This window comes from Microbispora sp. H10836 (assembly GCF_012999525.1).
Lineage (GTDB): Bacteria > Actinomycetota > Actinomycetes > Streptosporangiales > Streptosporangiaceae > Microbispora.
On the sequence record NZ_JABBWU010000001.1, the window covers coordinates 510,731 to 531,815 of the forward strand.

A 21,085-nucleotide genomic window follows, 5' to 3' on the forward strand; every position below is an offset into this window, starting at 1 on the left:
GGGTGGCGCGGCGGCGCGCACCCCCTGTACATCCGCGCGGGAGCCGGTTCTATTCCCGGTTCGGGGCGCGCCCCATCCCGGTGCGTACGGCGCCCTTGGGGAGACCCGGCGGCAGAGAGCCGGTTCTACTCCCCCGCGGGTGTGGGCACAGCGGAGGTCGCGGGCACGGCAGGGGTCGCGGGCACGGGGGCGGCCGGAGCCTTGCGCCATACGAGCCCGGCGAGCAGGGCCAGCGCGAGGCCGACGGCCCCGGCCACGGCGAAGGCCCAGGCAGGGCCGTGGGAGTCCAGGAGCCCGCCGGCGAGGGGCCCGGCCAGGGCGCCTCCGATCGTCAGCGAGGTGCCGTGCAGGCCCATCGCCTCCCCCCGCGCCGCCGCCGGGACGCGCCGGTTGACGGCGTCCACGGTGGACGACAGCGCCGGGGCGCACAGCAACCCGCCCGGCACCAGCGCCAGGCACAGCCAGCCCCAGCCTCCGCCGACCAGGCCCACCGGCGCGGTCAGCGCGCACAGGCCGCCCGCGAGCAGCGCGGGCGACAGCCCCCGGGGCAGCGCGCCGTACACGAACCCGCCCACGAGCGAGAAGCCGCACCACAGCGCGATGACCAGCCCCGTCCAGGCGGTCGCGCCGCCGGCCTTGAGCATCGCCACGACGCTCAGCTCCGTCGTGGTGAGCACGAAGGTCAGCCCGGACACGAGGAAGAGCAGGGCGAGCAGACCGGGCCGTAGCCACTGCCGCCGGGGGACGGCGATCGCGTGGCCCGCATTCTCCTCGGCCGACCGTGTGGGCGGGTTGAGCAGGTACAGCGCCACTCCCGAGCCCACCAGACCGGCGGCCACGCCGTACATCGTCGCGGTGCTGCCGAACGCGGTCACGCTCGCGACGGCGAGGGCGGGCCCCACCATGTACGACAACTCCACGCCCATCGAGTCGAGGGCGAAGCCGGTCTGGTGGTTGTCCACCGGCACCATGGCGGCGATGCACTGCCGGATGGCCCCGAACACGGGCTGGCTGAACAGTCCCCCGATCAGCGCCCCCGGCAGCAGCACGGCGTACGGCAGCGACGGCGCGGCGCACCACAGGCACAGCTGCACGACGGTCGTCACGGCCATGACCGGGCGCAGCCCGCGGCGGTCGACGAAGCGGCCGACGAGCGGCGAGCCGACCGCGGCGCCCGCCATGGATGCGGTGCCGACCAGGCCCGCCTGGAGGAAACCCAGATGCTGGCTGTTCACCACGTGCAGGGTCAGCGTCATTCCGGTGCCGGTCAGGGGGATTCTCGCGATCATGCCGACCAGCAGCAACGCCCGCACGCCCGGCAGGGCGAGCACCCGCCGGTAACGATCAAAAGCCATTGTGGTTCCTTACCTCCGCACGGCATTGTGCCGGGCGCCTCCGACATTCCCACCGCCGGGTCGCCCCATTTGCCCCATTTGCCGCAGCAGTCGCATGCGCGGATTACCCCGCCCACTCGGGGTGTTCCAAGCCATGTCGACATGCAATGATCTGACTGTCCGGGGACGCCACAGGGGCGCCACGAGGCCTGGAGGTAGCCATGTCCTCTGTTTCCGTCATGTCCACGCCCGCCCTCTATGGCGGCGCCGCGGGGCGCAGGGTCACCGTCCGCGACATCGCGGCCGCCAAGGAGCGCCACGAGAAGTGGCCGATGGTGACGGCGTACGACGCCATGACCGCCAAGGTGTTCGACGAGGCGGGCATCCCGGTGATGCTCGTGGGCGACTCGGCCGCCATGGTCGTCTACGGCTACGACTCGACGCTGCCCGTCACGGTCGACGACCTCATCCCGCTCACCGCCGCGGTCGTACGCGGCTCGTCGCGGGCGATGGTGGTGGCCGACCTGCCGTTCGGCTCCTACCAGGCCTCACCCCAGCAGGCCCTGGAGACCGCGGCCCGCTTCATGAAGGAGGCCGGCGCGCACGCCGTCAAGCTGGAGGGCGGCCACCGGGTCCTCCCGCAGGTGGAGATGCTCGTGTCGGCCGGCATCCCGGTCATGGCCCACCTCGGCCTGACCCCCCAGTCGGTCAACGCCTTCGGCGGCTACCGGGTGCAGGGCCGCGGCCAGGCGGGTGACGAGCTCATGGCCGACGCCAAGGCGCTGGAGCACGCGGGCGCCTTCGCCGTCGTACTCGAGTGCGTCCCCGCCGACCTCGCCCAGCGGGTCACCACGTCGCTGAGCATCCCCACGATCGGAATCGGGGCCGGGCCCCACACCGACGCGCAGGTCCTCGTCTGGCAGGACCTGATGGGCCTGACCCCGCAGCCCGCGAAGTTCGTGAAGAAGTACTTCGACCTGGCCGGAGAGATGGACCGGGCGATCCGCGCGTACGCCGACGAGGTCGTCTCCGGCGTCTTCCCCAGGCCCGAGCACAGCTACCGCTGAGGCCCGCCGGGCGGCCGTGGCACACGCCGCGGCCGCCCTTCCCATGAGGGCGCCTCAGATCGCGTCGAGCGCCTGGGCGAAGTCGGCCCACAGGTCCTCGGCGTGCTCGATGCCCACGGCCACCCGGACCGTCCCCTCACCGATGCCCGCGGCGGCCAGGCCCGCGGCGCTCACCGTACGGTGCGACGTCGTGGCCGGGTGGAGGATCAGCGTCTCCACGCCGCCGAGCGAGGGCGCGAGCAGCGCGAGCCGGACGTTGCGCATGAACGCCTCACCTGCCTGACGTCCTCCGGCGAGATCGAAGGAGAACACGCCGCCGAAGTCGGGCAGGAGCTTGGCGGCCAGCTCGTGCGACGGGTGGGACGGCAGGCCCGGCCAGTGGACGGCGGCCACGGCCGGGTGCCCGGCGAGCCGCGTCGCGAGCACGCGGGCGTTGGCGCAGTGGCGCTCCATCCGCAGTGGCAGCGTCTGCATCCCCCGCAGGGTCAGCCACGCGGCGAACGGGTCGGCCGTGGCGCCGAGCTCCACCGCGTACGACCACACCCTGCGATGCAGGTCCTCCGAGGCGAACACGGCGATCCCGCCGACGACGTCGGTGTGCCCGGACAGGTACTTGGTCACCGAATGCACCACGATGTCCGCGCCGTGCTCGATGGGGCGGCACAGAATCGGCGAGGCGAAGGTGTTGTCGACCACGGTGAGGATCCCGGCCTCGCGCGCCGCCGCGCACATCCCCGGCAGGTCGGCCACCTGCGTCATCGGGTTGGCGATGGTTTCGAGGTACAGCAGCTTCGTCGTGGGCCGCACGGCGCCCCGTACGGCGGCGGGGTCGTCCTGCGGCACGTGGGTGACCTCGACGCCGAAGCGCTCCGCGAGGCCGTTCAGCGCCTGCGCGGTGGCGCCGTACAGCGCCGACTGGGCGATCACGTGGTCGCCCGACCGCAGCAGGCCGAGCAGCACGGCGTTGATCGCGCCCATGCCCGAACCGGTGGCCACGGCGGCCACGCCGCCCTCCAGCCCGGCGACCGCCTCCTCCATCGCACGGACGGTGGGATTGGAGAGCCGGCCGTACACGTACGCCCCGTCGGGCCGCCCCATGCCGTCGGCGAAGACGGCCGGGTCGTCGAACACGAACCCCGAGGTCTGGTAGATCGGCATGGCGATCGGCCTGCTGCCCTCCGGCGTGGGCCGGGGCAGGTGGACGACGCGCGTTTCCGGATGCAGGGAGCTCATGCCGTCCAGAATGACCCAGAAAAGCCGCTCTTGTCAGATTGGTCGACTGGCGATCGGTTACGCGGCGAGCGGAGGAGGGTTCCGTCTCCGCCGCGCAGGGTGAGGATGAGGAGGTGGATGTCAGCTTCCTCCTCGTGCACAGTCCCTCCGTCGGCCCCTCGACCTGGACCCCGGTCGCCGAGACCCTGCGGGCGCGCGGGCACACCGCCGTGGTGCCCCCGCTGACCGACGTGACGACGGGCCCGCCGCCGTACTGGCCGAGGGTGGTGAGCGAGGTGGCGGCGAGCGCGCCGCGCGGGCCACTGGCCGTCGTGGCGCACAGCAACGCCGGGCTGTTCGTGCCGCTGATCGCGCAGGCCCTCGCCGGGCAGGTCGCCGCCTGCCTGTTCGTCGACGCCGCCCTGCCGCCCCGCACGGGCGCCTGCCGCGCGGCCGAGCCGGAGCACCTCGCCTTCCTGCGCGGCCTCGCCGACGACTCGGGCGTCCTGCCCCGCTGGACCGACTGGTGGCCCGAGGACGACGTCGCCGCCCTCCTGCCCGACCCGGTGGTCCGGCAGGTGGTCGTCGCCGAGCAGGCGCGGCTGCCCCTCGCGTACTACCTGGAGGACATCCCGGTGCCGGCCCGATGGGACCATCTCAAGGGCGGCTACCTGTGGTTCGCGGACGCGTACGCCGCCCTGGCCCACGAGGCCGGGGAGCGGGGCTGGCCGGTCGCCCGCGTCCCCGGCGAGCACCTGCACCAGCTCGTCGCTCCCGACGTGGTGGCCGACTGGCTCATCGCCACCGCCGTGTGAGGCTCAGACGTCGGTGACCCGGATGCCCGCGTGGGCCTTGTAGCGGCGGTTGATCGAGATGAGATTCGCCGTCAGCGCCTCGACCTGGTGCGCGTTGCGCAGCCGGCCCGCGTAGACGCCGCGCGCGCCGGGGATGCGGCCGGCGAGCGCGCGCACCACGTCGGTGGCCTCGCGGTCGTCGCCGAGCACGAGCACGTCGAGGTCGATCTCCGCCACCGAGGGGTCGAGCAGCAGCACCGCCGACACGTGGTGGAAGGCCGCGACCACCCGGCTGCCGGTCAGCACCGCCGCCGCCTGCTGCGCCGCGCTCCCCTCCTCCACGGGCAGCGCGTACGCCCCCTGCTTGTCGAAGCCGAGCGGGTTGACGCAGTCCACCACGATCTTGCCGGTGAGCGGCTCGCGCAGGGACTCCAGCAGGGCCTTGTGCCCCTCCCAGGGCACCGCGACGATCACGATGTCCGCCTCGGCCGCCACCTCGGCGTTGGCGGCCCCGCGTACGCCGATCTCACGCGCCGCGTCCTGGGCGCGCTCGGCGCTGCGCGAGCCGATCAGCACGGTGTGCCCGGCCAGCGAGAACCGGCGGGCCAGCCCTTTGCCCTGGTCGCCGGTCCCGCCCAGGATGCCGATGGTCAGCGCGGAGACGTCGGGGAGATCTACGGTGGTGTGCTCAGCCATGGCTCAGATCATGCCAGGTCGCCACCGAGAGCCGCCCGGGGAGTCCCGCCGGGGACGCGAACTGTCAGCCGCAGTCCCGCGCGGCCTTCACCCGCCCGCGGACGGGTGAAGGGCCCACGCCCGGCGCCGGTGTCAGGAGACGCCCGGGGGGTAGGGGAAGTTGTCGAACATGTCGTCCATCCTCGCCGGGGGCATGTGGCGCCACGTCTTCACCACGTTGTGGACGCTCTTCTTGTCCAGGTAGGGATTGTCGGCCCCGGCGCGCGGCTTGGTGATGGACTGGATCGTCCAGCCGATCCCGACGAGGCGGTTGAGCTCGATCCATCGCATGACGTCGATCCCGAGGAACACCGTGGCCCTGATGATCGGGTGCCACGCATGCCAGTTCTGCGGCGGCTCGCCGGGCTTGACGTTCATCATGTGAGTACGCGATCCGTACGGCATGCGCGGATCGAAAAGGACTCCCTCGCCGAACCAGACGAACGCCGCCGTCAATCCATTCCTGTCATGCCGGTAGAAGCGGTCGTAGATGTCGAGCTGTAAGCGAGAGAGATATTCGAGCGCGTCCTTGGCCGGAGCCATCTGGGCGATGAATCCGTGGGGATAGGTGCCCGCCTGGCGGTGCTGCTGATAGAGGGGATAGAGCCGCTCGGGCGATCCGCCCGCGACCGCGCCGATGGCGGTGTAGGCGTCGATTATCTCGGCGGTCGCCTGATACTGGAAGACATTCTCGTAGGTGTACCACAGCTCGTTCGCCCGCCGGTCCCCGCGCATTCCCTCGACGTCCGGAAATTCCGGGTCCTGCGGGGCGGGATTGTAGTCGGCGGCGAACGCGGGACCGCTTAACGGAATTCCCGCTCCGATCGCTCCGAGCGTCACCACGGAAGCCTTCAGGACGCTACGACGGCTGGGCTGGCGCATGGGGGACCTCATTCTCCACTGGAAGGACAGGAACCGGCGACGACTGTCACTCGCGGCGCCTCCGCAAAAACGCGTACACGGCGATTCCGGTGGCCGTCCACGCCAGGGCGCGCGACGCCACGCCGGGCAGGGCTGCGAGCAGGGCGTCCAGCCCTTCGTTGGCCGCACCGACCCCCGACACGATCGGCGGGCCCGGCCAGAACCCGGTGCGGGCGTCCAGGAGCGCGGCCACGAGGAGCCCTCCCAGGAACAACAGGGTGGATCCGCCGGTGGACGGGACCAGTGCGCGACTGGTCAGGATGCCGAAGACGAGAGCGACAGCCGGTTCGACCACCAGGAGCACCGCCCCGGAGAGCAGCGCCCGCATGCCCGCCCCCGACTGCACGGTCATCCACAGGGGCGGCAGCAGGGCGATCGCTGAAAGCACCAGACTCACCGCGTAGCAGGCCAGCAGACGCCCGGTCAGCAGCCTGGGACGGGAGCTCACCATCGTGGCCGACACGAGCCGATGGGTGTCCGGTTCTGTGTCGAGGACCTGGCGAGACGCCCACGCCCACACCGGAATCATGAAAACACTGAGGTACCCCAGCGTCTCCAGCACCGCGGCCTGGGCCGCGCCCGGCGTGCCCGGCGGCGCGCCGGAAAGGATCGCCAGCAGCACCAGCGTGGGGACGAGCGGCTGGATGAACCGATAGGAGTTTCCGTATGCCTTGATGTAGAACCAGCTCAGGGCCGCGACGTTCACTTCCGGACCTCCGCCGGGCCGCCGATCTCCACGTCATAGCCCAGCTCGCGCAGGTGCTCGACGGCGACGCCCGCGCTGCGTTCCTCCACCCGCACGCGCAGGACCACGGTCTGCTTCTCCTCCCGCGGCTTGGGCGAGGCGGGCAGCACGGACACCGTGCCCCCGCCGACTTCCCACCGCTGTCGCAGGTCGACGTCGCCGAGGTAGTTCTGGTGGTCGCTCACGACGACGCTGCCGCCGTGCGCCGCCACCTCGCCCACGGCGGCGGAGACGGCGTTCATGGCCGCCACGTCGAGCCCGGCGAAAGGCTCATCGAGCACGAGAAGTTCCGGCTTGGCCAGGAACGCCTGGATCAGCCCGACCTTCTGGGCACTGCCCTTGGAGAGATCACGGATTCGGGTCGCGGCCAGGTGCCGGCACCGCAGCCTCTCCGTCCAATGGCCGATCACGGCCTGCCGGTCGGCCCCGCGCACCCCGCGGATACGACATACGTGCTCAAGATATTCCTGCACCGTGAAGGGAAGGGCGGAGGGAAAACGCTCGGGCGCATATCCCACGATTCGCGGCCGGTGCTCGACGTGACCCGCCGACGGCCGGGCCAGTCCTGCGACGAGCCGCAGCAGCGTCGATTTACCGGCACCATTCGCTCCGGTCACCTCGGTTATCCGGCCCGGCGCCACCTCGACGTCGACGCCACGAAGAACCCAGGGACCTTTGCGCCGGTAACGATAGGAGACGTTCCGGAGGCGCACTCGCCGCCCTCCCTCTGCGATAGGTTTCCAGCCGAATCTGTGATCGTATCCTCGATGCGGGCCATATCACGGGTTACCGGCCGGAGCGTCGAGTGTGAGAAGGCAGGGCACCCGGGCGGGATCGGCGATGCGCAGATAGCCGAGCCCTATACCGGCAAGTCCGAGCATTGCACCGGGAGTACGAAGCCCGCGCGGCACCCCGCAGATCCAACCATAATCCCCCTGCGCGGCCAGCACAGCCGTCGTGAGGTTTTCCGCCAGGCGGAGCAGGTCACCCTCGCCTGCCCTGCGGGCGGCCGACCAGAGAAAATCCAGGTTCCCCAGCTCGCCGTGGCAAAGCGATAGATTGCGTACCGGATAATGTTCCTTTGCCGCTTCGTAATAGTCGGCGGTCATGCGCGCCGCGAGCTCGATGTCGGCGGCCAGGAACGTGTCGTCGCCGAGCGTTTCCGCCAGTGCCAGCCGGGCGAGACCGGCTCCCGGCGCGCCGTGACACCAGGCGATCATCGTCTCCCAGGGAACGTTCGGCCGCAGGTCCGGCCAGGCTTCGCCGTTTTCGCCGTGCAGCGATCTCTCGAAGCGCAGCGCGGCCCTGGCGGTCTCGAGGTGCGCGTCGTCGCCGGTCACCCGCGCCGCCCTGGCCAGGGCCAGCGCCATGCCGGACGCGCCATGCGCGAATCCGCCCAGCGCCAGCCCGTCGAACTGCGCGGCCGGCCAGCTGATCTGGTCGCCGGTGCGGACCCCGCGTGCGGTCAGGTGCGTGCTCATCTTCCCGATCAGCCCCACGAGCCCGTCGGACGGGACGACCCGCCAGGCCGCGCAGAGAGCGAGGACGTGACCGGCGGCGCCGCCGACGACATCGAGGGTCTCGTCCGCGTCACAGATCTCCTCCATCCCCGGCGCGATGTCGTCGATCAACCGGGCGAGTGGAACGGTGTCCGCGGTGAGGGCCGCCCAGTGCGTCAGAAAGTAGACGGCGCCCGTCAAGCCGCCCGACATGCCGAGGGCCAGAAGTGCGTTCTGCCGGCCCTCTCGACGCCAGAACGAGATCGCGCGTTCCATCCGGCGCACGACGCCGTACGAGATGTCCCGTGCCAGCTCATGAAACCTGTCCTGGCCGGACACTCGAGCCAGGTAGGCGAGGAACAGGCCGATGCCGCTGTTGCCGGAGTAGAGGTCCAGCCCGGTCGGTAGGAGTTGCCACCCTCCTCCGCCCACCGAGGCCAGGCCGAGCCAGCCGACCTCCCCCTCGTGGCGTAGCGCGGACCGAATCAGCTCGTCCCCGATCTCGACGGCGTGACCGACGACAGTCAGGGCGTCGGGAGCCTCCTTCGAGCCGGACCGCCGGTGCACCGGCCTGTCGTCCCTGGGCACCCGGAAGACCGGTGCGCCGTCGAGATCCGCAGCAACGGCCGTGGCCGCGGCGGACTCCACCATCCACCGCTGACGCCGAAGATCGTCGTCACCGAATGCCGCGATCCGCTCACGCACGGCGCTCAGCCCGTCCCGAACCAGCGCGCCGGGGATCACCCGTCCGTCTCCGCCGACAAGGCAGGTGCCGTCCGCCTCCGCAGTGAAGAGAGGAATGTCGCCGGTGGCGAGCTGCGCGCGTTCGCTGGCCGAGATCTCCGCCCCCAGCGCGAGTCCCCTGTGACGGGACAGCGCACGGTCGAGGTACTTGTCGCGTTGCTCGGCCGCACCCAGGAGGTGCGGGTGGCAGCTCGCCCAGAGGAAGGCGTTGTACGTCTGCGTCGCCCCGAGGATGTGACGGGCCCGGGCGCCTCGGAAGGTCTCCAGGAGGCCGCCTTCGGCGAGCAGCTCGCCGGCGTGCGCCCGGATGAGCTCGTACATGCGCTCGAACCCCGCCAGGAAGACGTCCCGGTACTCGTCGAACCGTCGCACCTCGCCACCGAGGCGCGGCAGATTCGCCGACGCGGGGAGGGGTGCCCGGGCATGCTCCAGCCGCATCGTGTCCGTGCCCGCGTCCACCCATCGGGGCAGCGCGTCCGCGCTCAACCGCGTGTCGCCGCCGCCGTTGAGCCCGCTGACGTCGCCGCTCGCCTGCCTGCCCGCCGCGTCCGTCCGCGGCCGGGAGAAGGGCAGCATCCCCACGGCGAGCACGGTCGAGTCGAACAGGCCGCGCATCAGGGCCTCGTCTCCGGCGGAGTCGGCCTGCGAGGGGTTCAACTCTCCGGTGAACAGGCATTCGAGATCGACGAGGAAGGGGTGCTCACCGGCCGCGATGACGTTGTCCATGTGCAGGTCCCGCGCCCGGAGCGCGTGAAGCAGAGCCAGATGGCCGCCCTGCCGCCGGTAGAACCGCTCGACGGCGGCGGAGGTGTCGCACTCGCCGCCGCGGACGTGCTCCAGCCATCCGTGGTCGCCGCGGTCGAGGACGCGCACGGTGCGCAACCGCGGCTCGAACCCCTTGGCGTTCGCCCAGTCCACCAGCGCCTGGAACCGCGCCTCCATCGACACCGCTCTGGGCTTGTACACGACGCTCTGCCCGCGGCCGAGATGGACGATCACCACAGACCGGCCGCCTTCGTGGCTGTCGCCGGCGTCGAAGGAGATCTCGTCGATCTCCCGTAGGTCCGCGTGGACGCCGAGCCCGCGCAGCAGCTCGAGGTCGGCCGCCAGGTGCTCGGCGAACGCACAGCGCGCACTCACCCAGTGGGCGAGCAGCCGGCGGCACTCCGCGAGCATCAGCGGATAGTCACGCCATATTCGCCGCGCGAAGTCCGGGTCCGACAACCGCCCGGAAAAGAAGTCGAAGCGCTCGGCGGGCGTGGCGCCGCGCAAGAGGCCTTCGACCCGCTGCACGTTGAGTTCCAGTACGAGAATCCTGAGAACGATCCTGGCGAGCCCGGCGCGGGGCGGCGCCGCTGTCAGGTGATGGAGAAGCGACTCGGCCGCGAGCGATCCGAGGCGTTCCCTCACTCTCTCGGTGAGATCAGCGGCGGCGGCGTCGACGATGGGCTTCGAGAATTGGAGCAGTGAATCGATTGCGTGCTCAGGCGCCATTCTGACCCCGTATTTCGACGACTCGGCTCGGCAGCGACACGGGGGTGCGGGCGCCCGCGCGGAGCGGACGCCCGACCTCCTCTCGCCACGCCACGTCAGTAGGCGCAGCACTCCGTGTCGCTGCTCCAGGTGACCCAGCACGGGAGCCAGGACATCATGATCGGCTGGACCTCGCTCTCGACGGCGAAGTCGGCGATGTCGACGAGGTCGCCGGCCGGGTTCGCGGGGAGCGCGGACAGCTGGTCGGCGCTGAGGGTGGCGCTGAAAGCGGGATCCTTCCACGCCTTGGTCAGATCTGTCATCTGCATTCTTTTCTCCTCTCCGAAGCGGTCGTTTCGGAATATCACACCGGACCGGAACTCCCGACAATGTGAGCAATCTCTCACCGGACCAGGCTTCCGGAGAGAACGTTTTTCTATTAGGACGTGACGCGGTTGACCGGGCGAGGTCGCCGAAGTATCCTCCGGCATTTTCGCGCCAAGTTCCATGTGCCTTTCAGTCCGGCGCGGGCCGTGGTATTGCTGTAAGGCGGTATGAGGAGGGAAATTCATGGCCCGTGCTCCAAGAGTCGTCGTGGTGTCGCCTCCCAAAGCGGGCACTCACCTCGTCAAGGAATTGATGCTCGCTCTCGGATACGGCCTCCAGGGAGAGGTGAAGACGTCACCGGGCGAACGCGTGACTCTTGACGAGGACGCCTCGTGGAACCTCGTCTCACAGGTCTACGACCACGACGAGCTGCTCCGGATGCGGGTCGCGGACGACCCCGAGCGCTTCGCGCGGCTGGTCGACGTGGCCCGGACCGCGGTGATGTGGGCCTGGCTCCACCGATTGGGCGTCCCGCTGGCCTCCCGGTATCCGCACGAGACGATGCGGAGCGAACTCGTCCAGAAAGCCCTGTGGCGCACCGCCACCGGCACCTTCTCCGACACTCCCGCGAACACCTGCTGGTTCGTGCACGAGATGGACCTCGCGCAGGTGTACGGCAAGTTCATCCACGAATGGCGCACGGGCGGTGAGCCACGCATTCTGTTCCTGCACCGCGACCCGCGCGACAGCCTTCTGTCGATGGTGCGTTTCCTCACCGACACGCGGCCGCAGGGCATCGGCAAGCTGGTCCGCTTCGGCCTCTACAGCGACATACTCCGTTCCCTTGCCCACCTCGACGAACAAATCGCCTACGCCCTGGAGGACGAGCAGTTCCCCGGGCTCTCGGAACTGCGGAGCAGTCGCTGGCTGGCCGCGCATCCGGCCGTGTGCAGGGTCTCCTTCGAGGAACTGGTAGGCCCCGACGGGGGCGGAACCCTCGAGCTCCAGGAGGCGGCGGTCGAGCGGGTCGTCGCGTTCCTGGGCGCCGAGGCGGATCCGGCGACGCTGGCGAAGTCGCTGTTCAACCGAGCGTCCTTCACCTTCCGTGACGGCCGGTCGGGCGCTTGGCGGGCCGCGTTCTCCGAGGCCGCCGTCCGCGCCTTCGAGCACCGCCACGGGCACCTGCTGGACCTGCTCGGGTACGAACGCCGATGAAGGGCTCTCCAGCGAGCCCCGCGGAGCAGGGGGAGACCGCCGGCCCGGCGATGAAGGAGGCGATGAGCCGTTCCGGCACCGCCGCCACCGTCATGGCCGCCCTCAGGCTGAGCAGGCAGGCGGACGCGACGCTGTTCTGGACAGGGGTGATCCTCCTGCCTGCCGTCGAGGGGCTGCTCGGCGTCGGTCTGCTGCTGCTGTTCCGCGGCAGCGTAGGGGTCTTCCTCGAGTCCTCCGACGGCCCCGCGCAGGCGACCAGGACGCTCATCCCGTGGCTTGCGGGAGCGGTCCTGCTCACCCTGGTCACGCTCATTCTCGGCAACCTGCGTCATACGCTGAACGAGCTGCTCGTGGACCGGGTGCGTCAGTTCAGCAGCCGCCGCATGCACGCCGCCATCGCGAAGCTCGACCTCGCCGACTTCGACTACGCGGTCGTGCACGACCGGATCAGCCGGGCGGAGGAGACCGCCGACGGCAAACCGCGGCAGGTGGTAAGGGGCGTCAACGGCCTGCTGGCCTCCGCCTTCCAGGTAGCCGCTTTCACCGTGCTGCTCATCGTGCTGGAGCCATGGCTGCTGCCGGTGATGGCGCTCACCGCGGCCCCGATCGCGGTCGTCAGCTCCAAGCTCGCCGGCGACCGATTCGCCTTCTTCACCAGGATGACCCCGCTTGAGCGGATGCGCAGGTACGTCGGCATGCTGATCACCGGCCGGCAGGCCGCCGCGGAAGTGCGCTCCTTCCGGCTGTCGGAGCACTTCGCCGAGAGATACGACCTCCTGACCCGCAGGCGGTACGCGGAACTGCGCGAAACCCTGCGCGGGCAGTGGCGCAGGCAGTTGCTGGGAGTGCTGGCGTTCGGCCTGATCCTGTGCGTGGTCGTGACCGTGCTCACCTGGTTCTACGCCGTCGGGGCCATGGACACCTCGACGGTGCTCACCACCGTGCTCAGCTTGAGCAGGCTGGCGACGGCGATGGCCGGTCTGGGCGGTCCGCTGGCCGAGTTGTCCGAGGCGGGGCTGTTCCTCGACGACCAGCACGCCTTCTACGCTCAGCTCATGCGAAGGAGCCTGGTCAGCCGTCAGGGCGCGCAGCCGGGACCGCTGCGCGAGCTGTGCGTGCGCGACCTCACCTTCGTCTATCCCGAAGCCGCCCGGCCGGCGCTGCGCAACGTCGACCTGACCATCCGAGCCGGCCAGATAGTCGCGTTCGTCGGCCAGAACGGCTCGGGCAAGACCACACTGGCGAAGATCCTGGCCTTCCTGTACGAGCCCTCGTCGGGCGCCGTGCTCTGGAACGGTGCGGACACTGCCGAGCTCTCCCGTGAGGGGTTGCGCGACCAGGTGACGACCGTCTTCCAGGACCACATGACCTACCACTTCTCCGTCGCCGAGAACGTGGCACTTGGGGACACGACGCGGCCGGACGGGCAGACGGCCGTCCGCACGGCCGTCGACGAGGCGGGCGCGCGGGAATTCGTCGACAGATTGCCGGGCGGGTACGAGACCCCGCTCGGCCCCGAGTTCGGCGGCGGCACCGCGCTGTCCGGAGGCGAGCGACAGCGCCTGGCCATCGCCCGCGCCTTCTACCGGGGCCGGGACCTGGTGATCATGGACGAGCCGACGTCGGCGTTGGACGCGCAGGCCGACCACGCGCTGCTGGAGAACCTGCGGAAGCTGTTGCGCGGTCGCACCGCGATCGTCATCTCACACCGTTTCTCCAACGTCCGGCACGCCGACAAGATCTTCGTGCTCAAGGATGGGCGCATCCTGGAGCGCGGGACGCACGACAGCCTCATGGCGGACAACGGTTTGTACGCCGAGATGTACACGCTCCAGGCTGCCGCCTACATGACTTCCGGCTCCCCGAGCGCGACGGCGCAGAGCCCGGGTTGAACGCGACTGGAACCACCGGAGGATCGGACCGGCCGGCGACGGGTATCGGGAGCCACGTCCTCGTTCACCCGTCGCCGGCTGCCGAGAGCTATCTCGTATCGCGGTCCCGAACAGCGGCTCGGTCGAGTGTCGCGGCGATCCACTCGGGCAAGGGGACGGACGCGACCTGCGCCGCCGCCTTCCATCGCTCCTCCTGCTCCGACGAGACCTCGACGGAGATGGTCACCGTCACCGTGTCCGCGTCCTGGCCGCGGCCACGGCTTGCTTGTATCTCCTTGCGCAGCCTGCTCAGCGGCCAGCCTTCCTTCTCCGCCCGCGTGAGCCACGACTCCTGCTCGTCTTCGGGGAGGGCGGCCACCTCCGCGTGGTGCTGGAGGCTCAGTGTGTCCCGTCGACGGGACATTGGGAACTTACGGGCCACCCATGCATAGTTACGGAGGGTCTTGTACGACAAGGACGTCTCTGCGATAGCCATCCGGTACCGGTCACTGAAGAACTCCTCACCGTAGACAAGCCAGTCGCCCAGCCACCAGGTGGAGGAGTTCGCGATGACGCATAACTGATTGCCGATCCTCTGCCAGGACTCGAATGTCAGGTCCGCTGGAAGACGCAGCCCAAGCCTCCCCGCTCGCACTGACGCGTCGAGCCCCAGCCTCTCCTGTTGAGAATGCCTTCTCGTGTCGCTGACTCCCCGGCGGGCAGTCCCGCGCTCTTCTTCCTTCTTCGGGACAGGATCGAGAAGTGGCATCGCCATTGGGCATCATCCCCTGGTTTTGAAACCCCGTAGAGAGCCAAGGCGGTTCTGGCCTCGACTCCGCCTCTGATGCATGAGGGCCGGTTTTCCCCGGCCGGCTCCTCAATCTCAGGGTGCGAGAGAGCGGTACCTCCCTTACCCATGTCGTCATGGAGCTGGTCGGCCGCACTCCTCGGCAGCGATTTGTGCGAAGCAAGGAGGAACGCGGACACGCGGCAGCACCCCTGAGCACGCTTTCCGCTAATGAAGGCCGCCGAGAACATCTGCATGATTTCCGCCATTGTCTTGCAATGTCAACCACGCTGTTGACACGGGGGGCGCGATGGGCGACTCCCCCAACTCCGCGGTGCCCGGATCATCCCCAGCGCCTTTGCACTCCAGCCGCGAATCGTGATCACGCTCGTCGGCGGCACCGACCGGCCACCTGACCAGTGGTTCTGAGGACTGCGCTTCACATATCCCAGCGGCGATACCCGAATACGACGACGACGATCAGGGCGACAGTCCAAGCCGTGAGGAGCAGGGCGCCTTGCGCCGGTGTCACCGCACTCGCGTCGTCCGCTACCGGGAACCACATGGCGAATCCGGCACTGTCCGGGAGGTACTTCGCCGCAGGGGTGTGATCACGCAGGAGCGGTCCGACGATGAAGAAGTACCCCAGCAGGACGACGACTGCCGCAAGAGTCCGGCGCACGAGCGCACCGACGGCGGCGCTGATCAACGCTGTGAGCGCGAGATACGCGGTCACACCGCTCAGCGCCCCCGCGACGCGACCTGAGGTCACCGGCGCAGCGGTGTCGCCGAGCACACCAGCCGTGAGCGCGACTCCGGACGCAGCGGTGATCGCCGCTGCGGGAAACACGACTATCGCCAACGCGAGGTGCTTGGCGGTGAACTGAAGGGCGCGGCGGGGCATCGCGGTCAGCGTGGTGCGGATCTGCCCGCCGGTGTACTCGGAGCAGGCTGCCAGGACGCCGAGGATGACGAAGCCGGCTTGCGCGTAGCTGATCGAAGCCAGTCCGATGTCGATGGCGCTCTTGGTGCCGGTGGAACCCTGGAGGCCGGCGATCGTGAACGCGATCGCGAGGATCAGATTCACCACCAGAGTGCCTCCGAGCGTCAGCCAGGTCGCCGGAAGAGACACGAGTTTCGACATTTCCGCCGCGAGCGCCTGAGCGGCTTCCCGGCCACGGGTGCGAGTCGCCGTCGTAGGGGCGGTCATGCGTCCCTCCGCGTGAACGCGACGGCGGCGATCACGAGCAGCACCGCCACCCAGGCGGTCATCACCAGTCCTCCGGTGAGCGGGCTGATCTCGACGGTGTTGTCGGCGAGCCTCCGGATGAACATGCGGACCCCGGCCATGTCGGGCAGGTAATTCGCCAGCGGAGTGATCTTGGTCAGCAGATAGGTGACGGTGACGACCGAGGTGTTCGCGATGAGCACCGCGAGCGGAATGACCCCGTGGCGGGTGAGCACGGTGATCCCGAAGGCGAGGAGCGCGGTGTACACCCAGTAGCAGACGACACCGGCCAGCCGCGGAACGTCGTCCGCTCCCATTGCCGGGGCGTGCTCGCCGAGCACCACGTGGATGACGCCCATGGTGGTCCCTGACGCGATGATCGCGAGTACCGCGCCGGTGATCGCGACCGCGGAGATTTTCGCGAGCAGGAACCGGAGGCGGGCGGGAACGGCGGTCAGGCTGGTGGTGATCTGACGCCCGCCTCCGGATTCCGCGCTCTCCGTGAAGTACTCGCTGCTGATGGCGACGACACCGAGGATGATCGCACCAACCACGCCGAATGCCAGTTCCTGATATCCGGTGTCGGCCCCGGCGATGGTCGCGGCGCCGCGGGTGATCGCGCCGCGGGTCGACGACGCGGTGATCGCGGCGATCACGCTCGGCACGAGCACCCCGGTGGCCATCGCGATCCACACCGTCGGCAACGAGGCGAGCTTCGACGCCTCCGCCGCGAGCGCCCTCATGGCGCACCACCCGTGGTGAGGGCGAAGAACGCGTCCTCGAGAGTGCGGTAAGAGCCGGTGATCTCGTCGAGGGTGCCATCCGCCACGACCTTGCCCTCGTTGATGACCACGACGTCATCCACTGTTTCCGCGAGCTCCCCCATGAGGTGGCTGGAGAGCAGCACGGTACGGCCGGACGCGGCGTGTTCGCGGAGGAAGGTCCTGATCCACCGGATCCCGTCCGGGTCCAGCCCGTTCACCGGCTCGTCCAGGATCAGGATCTCCGGGTCTCCGAGCAGCGCCGCCGCCAGCCCGAGGCGACGCCCCATGCCCAGGGAGTAGCTGCCGACCCGCTTCGATGCGGCGTTCGCCAGGCCCACGATGTCAAGCACCTCGTCGACGCGCGCACGCGGCAGTCCCGCGGAGCGAGCCACCCACCGCAGGTGTGCCCGGCCCGTCCGCGCCCGATGCGCGCCGGAGCCGTCCAGCATGGCCCCGACCGTGGCAAGCGGATCACGAAGCTGTACGAACGGGACAGAACCAATGAGTGCCGTGCCGGAGGTCGCTCGATCCAGGCCCAGCAGAATCCGCAGCGTGGAGCTCTTGCCCGCTCCATTAGGGCCGAGGAAACCGGTCACTCTTCCGGGGCGGGCCTGGAAGCTGATGCCGCTCAGAATTTCCTTGGAACCGCGCCGCTTGACGAGGCTGTCGATCGTAATCATGTTCACATGTGAACCCGGAGCATGACCTCCAGTCATCGGGCCGAAGACCGGACATCGTCTCGCGGCTCGGACCTGGGCCCCTCGGACCCAGGACTGATGCTTCATCCACAAGCGAGTCCTTAGACTTGGGGGATGGGGCCGGGTCAGGCACTTCCGAAACGCAGTCGGCGAGTCTGGCCACTGGCCATCGCCGTCCACGTCGTGCTCCTGCTTGCTCTTCTCGCGGTCGGCCGCGGAGGTACCGCCGCGGTCGTCCTCCCGGTCGTCATCGCCGCGCTGGCGTTGACGGTCACCGTGTGGGCGCTGTTTCAGGCACGCCGGCAGCGGATCGCGTACGAAGCGCGCCTGACAGCATGGGCCGGCGAACGCGCGGCACAGGCCGAACGACTCCGCATCGCTCGCGAGTTGCACGACATCGTCTCCCACGGCCTTGGCCTGATCACTGTCCGGGCGAGCGCGGCACGCTATCCCGGCGCGGGGGATGACAGCTCCGCGGCGCTGTCGGACATCGAGCGCATCGGACGGCAGACCACGACGGAGCTACGCCGGATGCTCAACGTGCTGCGTGACTCGACCGGCACGACCGCACCTCTGCGGCCCGCGGAATCCCTTCACGACCTGCCGGCCATCATCGAGGATGCCGAGAGGGCGGGCCCAACCGTCACTCTCAGGCTCGGCGAGATCGATGACATCAGCTCCGGGGCACAACTCACGGTCTGCTCCATCGTGCGTGAGGCCCTGACGAACACCGCTCGGCATGCCGGACCCACGAGCGCGAACGTGCACGTGCGTCGCGACGGCGACTGGGTCGTCACGAGCGTATGGGACGAAGGCCCTGTGGACGGATGGACACCTCACCCGGGAGCCGGGCATGGGATCGAGGGGCTCAGGGAGCGCGTCGCCGCCATCGGCGGGACCTTTCGAGCCGAGCACGTCGAGAACGGGTTTCGCGTCACCGCCCGTATACCCGAGGCTCGGACGTCATGAGTGACCGCGAGACCCCGATTCGCGTCGTCATCGCCGATGACCAGCCGTTGCTGCGTCACAGCCTAGCCGTCGTGATCAACGCCAATCATGACATGACGGTGGTCGGCGAGGCGGGCACAGGCGATGAGGTGGTCGAGTTCACCGCTGAGCTCCATCCCGACGTCGTGCTGATGGACATCCGAATGCCGGGCACTGATGGAATCGCAGCCACCCGCCGCATAATGGCCGACCCGGGCACTGAATCGGTGAAGGTCATCGTTCTCACGATGTTCGAGCTCGACGAGTACGTCCGCGCCGCCCTGCAAGCCGGCGCCAGCGGCTTTCTCCTCAAGGATTCCCACCCGGACGAACTCCTCGACGCGATCCGCCGAACGCACCGGGGCGAGTCACTGTTCGCCCCGAGAGTCCTTACACGCCTTATCGAGGCCTACATCGCCCAGCCGGCAGTCGCGAAGCCGGGGAGCCTGGACGGTCTCACCGAACGGGAGACCGAGGTCCTCACCCTGGTCGGCCACGGGCTCTCCAACGACGAGATCGCGGCGAGGCTCACGATCTCGATCAAAACCGTCAAGACCCACATCGGCAACCTGCTGAGCAAGCTCCAGGCACGAGATCGCGCGCACCTCGTCATCGCGGCCTACGAGAGCAACCTCGTCCAGTCGACACGTTGAATCCGCGCCTGGGCCTCTTGTGATCGAACACGTGCGGCGACCAGCGACCCGGCGCACGCGTTCAGTCGACAAGGAGCTGGTTATGCGCGAGCTCCCGGTACAGCGGGCTCTCCTTCATCAGGTCGTCATGGCTGCCTTGCGCCGACACACGGCCCTCGTCCAAGACGATGATGGAATCAGCGTCTCGCACGGTCGCGAGGCGGTGAGCCACGATCACGAGAGTGCAGTTGTCCGCCGCCGACGCGATCGCCCGGCGGACGAGCATCTCGGTTCGTCCGTCGAGATTCGCCGTCGACTCGTCGAGGAGGAGGAGCCGGGGCCGTGCGAGAAGCGCGCGTCCGACGGCAAGCCGTTGACGCTCTCCACCCGACAGGGTCGCGCCGAACTCCCCGACCGGAGTGTCCAATCTCGTGGTCGAGACCCGAATCCTCTCCCCGAGCTCCAGGGCGTCCAGGACACTCCAGCAGTCGGCGTCCGTCGCCTTCGGCGCGATGAGCGTGAGATTCTCGCGAATCGTCCCCGGTAATACGGGCGAGTCCTGCTCGACGTACGCAACGCGGTCACGCACGAGTTCGTGAGGAAGACCTGCGATGTCCACGCCGTCGATGAGGATTTGACCGGAGGTCGCGTCGTAGAAGCGCACGATCAAGCTGAGGGCGGTGGTCTTGCCCGCTCCCGAAGGGCCGACCAGAGCGACTCGCTGACCGGGATCGATATGAAAGGACACATCCGAGAGCGCGCCCCGCCGCGAGGAGCCGTTCAAGGCCGCGGCCCGATAATCGAAGGTGACGTTCCTGAACGTGACGCTCGCCGCTCCTGCGCGCCCCTTGGACGTGCACGTGACCCGGTGATCGCCGGACTCGCTCGGCAGCTCGGTGATCTCCCGAATGCGATCGATCGCACCTATCGAGGAGCCGAGGGACCCCAAGGCGGAAAAGATCTGTCCAAGCGGGGCGATCAGCAGGAAAACGTACATGAGAAACGACACCATGTCGCCGATGGCGAGTTGACCGGCCGCGACCCTGAGGCCGCCGACTCCCAGCACCATCAGGACGGCGGCCTGCATGGTCAGAAGCGACATCGGTTCCAGGAGCGCTGTGATCCTTGCGACCTTCAGCCCCGCCTTGCGCGCGTCATCTGCGGTGCGGATGATGGCCCGCTCTTCGGAACCGGTCACATTCCCGGCACGAATCGTCCTGATACCGACAATCGCCCTGCTCAGCGCCGATGTGAGCTGACCGACGCTTTCCTGCAGTTCGCGGCTCGCCTTCTTGACGCCCAGCGACATCCCAGTCGTGAGTATCGCGAAAACCGCGGCTATGCCCAGCGTCAGCCCGAAGAGTAAGGCATCGAGCAGCAGCAGTGCGGCCAGCGCTCCTACCATGGTGACGATTCCGCCGGCACTCGCGAGAACGCCTTGGGTCAATGCCAGGCGAATGACTGTCGTGTCGTTGGAGACGCGAGACACCAAGTCGCCGCTTCGGCGCTCGTCAAACTCACGGATCGGCAGCCGCAGCAACGAACGGATCAGCTTCCGCCGGGCGTTGAAAACAATGCCCTCCCCCATGCGGTAGAGGAGATACTGCTGTAGCGCGCTGAGAAGTCCTACGGTCAGGAGGAGTGCGCAGGCCAGCAGAACATGCGGGATCAGAGACGTCCCGCCGGCGCCGCCGACCTCCTTCACCAGGCGGTTCACGACAACGGGAAGCAGCAACGACGCGGCTGCTCCCAGCAGGCTGACGACGATCCCGGCTGCGAGAAGTCCGCCATTGCCCCTCAGCAGGCCCAGCAGCGCACGGAGCGACGAACGGGCTCCATCGCCACGTCGCATGTCACACCATCCAATCACGATTCAATGTCCGAGCGGAAGAACAAGATCACGGGCGGTCGCGCGACATTCGGAGGTCTACAACCTCGATCTTTCGGCCCGATCGCATGGAAGACCCAGCATGACATGAGGCGCCAAGAGGCCGGCGGAAGAGCGATTTCGGACTATCACAGGGAGTCTGCCGCAGACAATGTGACCGATCT

19 protein-coding genes are annotated in these 21,085 nt (G+C 68.9%); 6 read left to right on the forward strand and 13 right to left on the reverse strand.

The window, feature by feature from the left end; genetic code table 11:
* Positions 1-125: 125 nt before the first annotated feature.
* A complete protein-coding gene (locus HHX30_RS02375) occupies positions 126-1,355 on the reverse strand; it encodes an MFS transporter (protein WP_169978840.1) in 1,230 nt (409 codons plus the stop codon).
* A 200-nt stretch (positions 1,356-1,555) separates the two neighbouring features.
* Between HHX30_RS02375 and panB the strand changes: the two genes are divergently transcribed.
* Positions 1,556-2,401, forward strand: coding sequence for a 3-methyl-2-oxobutanoate hydroxymethyltransferase (gene panB, locus HHX30_RS02380; RefSeq protein ID WP_169978842.1), 846 nt, complete (start codon positions 1,556-1,558; stop codon positions 2,399-2,401).
* Positions 2,402-2,455: 54 nt separating this feature from the next.
* Here the strand turns inward: panB and HHX30_RS02385 are convergent, their stop codons facing one another.
* On the reverse strand, positions 2,456-3,634 hold the full coding sequence (locus HHX30_RS02385; protein ID WP_169978844.1) for a PLP-dependent aspartate aminotransferase family protein: 1,179 nt from the start codon (positions 3,632-3,634) through the stop codon (positions 2,456-2,458).
* Between the two features lie 113 nt (positions 3,635-3,747).
* Between HHX30_RS02385 and HHX30_RS02390 the strand changes: the two genes are divergently transcribed.
* The gene (locus HHX30_RS02390) at positions 3,748-4,428 is read left to right on the forward strand and encodes an alpha/beta hydrolase (RefSeq protein WP_169978846.1); all 681 of its coding nucleotides are present in this window, start codon (positions 3,748-3,750) and stop codon (positions 4,426-4,428) included.
* A gap of 3 nt (positions 4,429-4,431) precedes the next feature.
* Here the strand turns inward: HHX30_RS02390 and npdG are convergent, their stop codons facing one another.
* The 6 genes from npdG to HHX30_RS02420 all read right to left on the reverse strand — a co-directional run bounded on the left by npdG (position 4,432) and on the right by HHX30_RS02420 (position 10,853).
* Entirely contained in the window at positions 4,432-5,103 is a 672-nt protein-coding gene (gene npdG / locus HHX30_RS02395; protein ID WP_169978848.1) for an NADPH-dependent F420 reductase, read from the reverse strand.
* Between the two features lie 132 nt (positions 5,104-5,235).
* Entirely contained in the window at positions 5,236-6,024 is a 789-nt protein-coding gene (locus tag HHX30_RS02400; protein WP_169978850.1) for a twin-arginine translocation signal domain-containing protein, read from the reverse strand.
* A gap of 46 nt (positions 6,025-6,070) precedes the next feature.
* Positions 6,071-6,769, reverse strand: coding sequence for a hypothetical protein (locus HHX30_RS02405; protein ID WP_169978852.1), 699 nt, complete (start codon positions 6,767-6,769; stop codon positions 6,071-6,073).
* Positions 6,766-7,521: an ATP-binding cassette domain-containing protein gene (locus HHX30_RS02410; protein WP_169978854.1), complete on the reverse strand. Its 756-nt coding sequence runs from the start codon at positions 7,519-7,521 to the stop codon at positions 6,766-6,768. Before HHX30_RS02410 ends, HHX30_RS02405 begins: the two co-directional genes overlap by 4 nt.
* Positions 7,522-7,587: 66 nt before the next feature.
* Positions 7,588-10,545, reverse strand: coding sequence for a type 2 lanthipeptide synthetase LanM family protein (locus tag HHX30_RS02415; protein WP_169978856.1), 2,958 nt, complete (start codon positions 10,543-10,545; stop codon positions 7,588-7,590).
* Positions 10,546-10,640: 95 nt separating this feature from the next.
* Complete coding sequence (locus tag HHX30_RS02420) at positions 10,641-10,853, reverse strand: mersacidin/lichenicidin family type 2 lantibiotic (protein ID WP_169978858.1); 213 nt, start codon at positions 10,851-10,853, stop codon at positions 10,641-10,643.
* 310 nt (positions 10,854-11,163) lie between these two features.
* Here HHX30_RS02420 and HHX30_RS02425 point away from each other — a divergent pair, with 310 nt between their 5' ends.
* On the forward strand, positions 11,164-12,066 hold the full coding sequence (locus HHX30_RS02425) for a hypothetical protein (RefSeq protein ID WP_211591438.1): 903 nt from the start codon (positions 11,164-11,166) through the stop codon (positions 12,064-12,066).
* Positions 12,063-13,958 (forward strand): ABC transporter ATP-binding protein, encoded by a 1,896-nt coding sequence (locus HHX30_RS02430; protein ID WP_169978862.1) that lies wholly within the window; start codon positions 12,063-12,065, stop codon positions 13,956-13,958. The genes HHX30_RS02425 and HHX30_RS02430 overlap by 4 nt, the downstream gene beginning before the upstream one ends.
* A gap of 88 nt (positions 13,959-14,046) precedes the next feature.
* Here the strand turns inward: HHX30_RS02430 and HHX30_RS02435 are convergent, their stop codons facing one another.
* The 4 genes from HHX30_RS02435 to HHX30_RS02450 all read right to left on the reverse strand — a co-directional run bounded on the left by HHX30_RS02435 (position 14,047) and on the right by HHX30_RS02450 (position 17,396).
* Positions 14,047-14,712, reverse strand: a complete 666-nt coding sequence (locus HHX30_RS02435) for an LmbU family transcriptional regulator (protein ID WP_169978863.1) — start codon at positions 14,710-14,712, stop codon at positions 14,047-14,049.
* A gap of 451 nt (positions 14,713-15,163) precedes the next feature.
* Positions 15,164-15,934, reverse strand: coding sequence for an ABC transporter permease (locus tag HHX30_RS02440; RefSeq protein ID WP_169978865.1), 771 nt, complete (start codon positions 15,932-15,934; stop codon positions 15,164-15,166).
* Positions 15,931-16,695, reverse strand: coding sequence for an ABC transporter permease (locus HHX30_RS02445; RefSeq protein WP_169978867.1), 765 nt, complete (start codon positions 16,693-16,695; stop codon positions 15,931-15,933). The genes HHX30_RS02440 and HHX30_RS02445 overlap by 4 nt, the downstream gene beginning before the upstream one ends.
* Positions 16,692-17,396: an ABC transporter ATP-binding protein gene (locus HHX30_RS02450; RefSeq protein WP_169978869.1), complete on the reverse strand. Its 705-nt coding sequence runs from the start codon at positions 17,394-17,396 to the stop codon at positions 16,692-16,694. Before HHX30_RS02450 ends, HHX30_RS02445 begins: the two co-directional genes overlap by 4 nt.
* A 132-nt stretch (positions 17,397-17,528) precedes the next feature.
* Between HHX30_RS02450 and HHX30_RS02455 the strand changes: the two genes are divergently transcribed.
* Both HHX30_RS02455 and HHX30_RS02460 read left to right on the forward strand, forming a co-directional pair.
* On the forward strand, positions 17,529-18,383 hold the full coding sequence (locus tag HHX30_RS02455; protein WP_169978871.1) for a sensor histidine kinase: 855 nt from the start codon (positions 17,529-17,531) through the stop codon (positions 18,381-18,383).
* Positions 18,380-19,054 carry a response regulator transcription factor gene (locus HHX30_RS02460; RefSeq protein WP_169978873.1) on the forward strand — a complete coding sequence of 225 codons (675 nt, stop codon included), beginning with the start codon at positions 18,380-18,382 and terminating at the stop codon, positions 19,052-19,054. Before HHX30_RS02455 ends, HHX30_RS02460 begins: the two co-directional genes overlap by 4 nt.
* 61 nt (positions 19,055-19,115) lie before the next feature.
* On the opposite strand, the gene HHX30_RS02465 is transcribed toward HHX30_RS02460, so the two are convergent.
* Positions 19,116-20,885 (reverse strand): ABC transporter ATP-binding protein, encoded by a 1,770-nt coding sequence (locus HHX30_RS02465; RefSeq protein WP_169978875.1) that lies wholly within the window; start codon positions 20,883-20,885, stop codon positions 19,116-19,118.
* Positions 20,886-21,085: the final 200 nt, after the last annotated feature.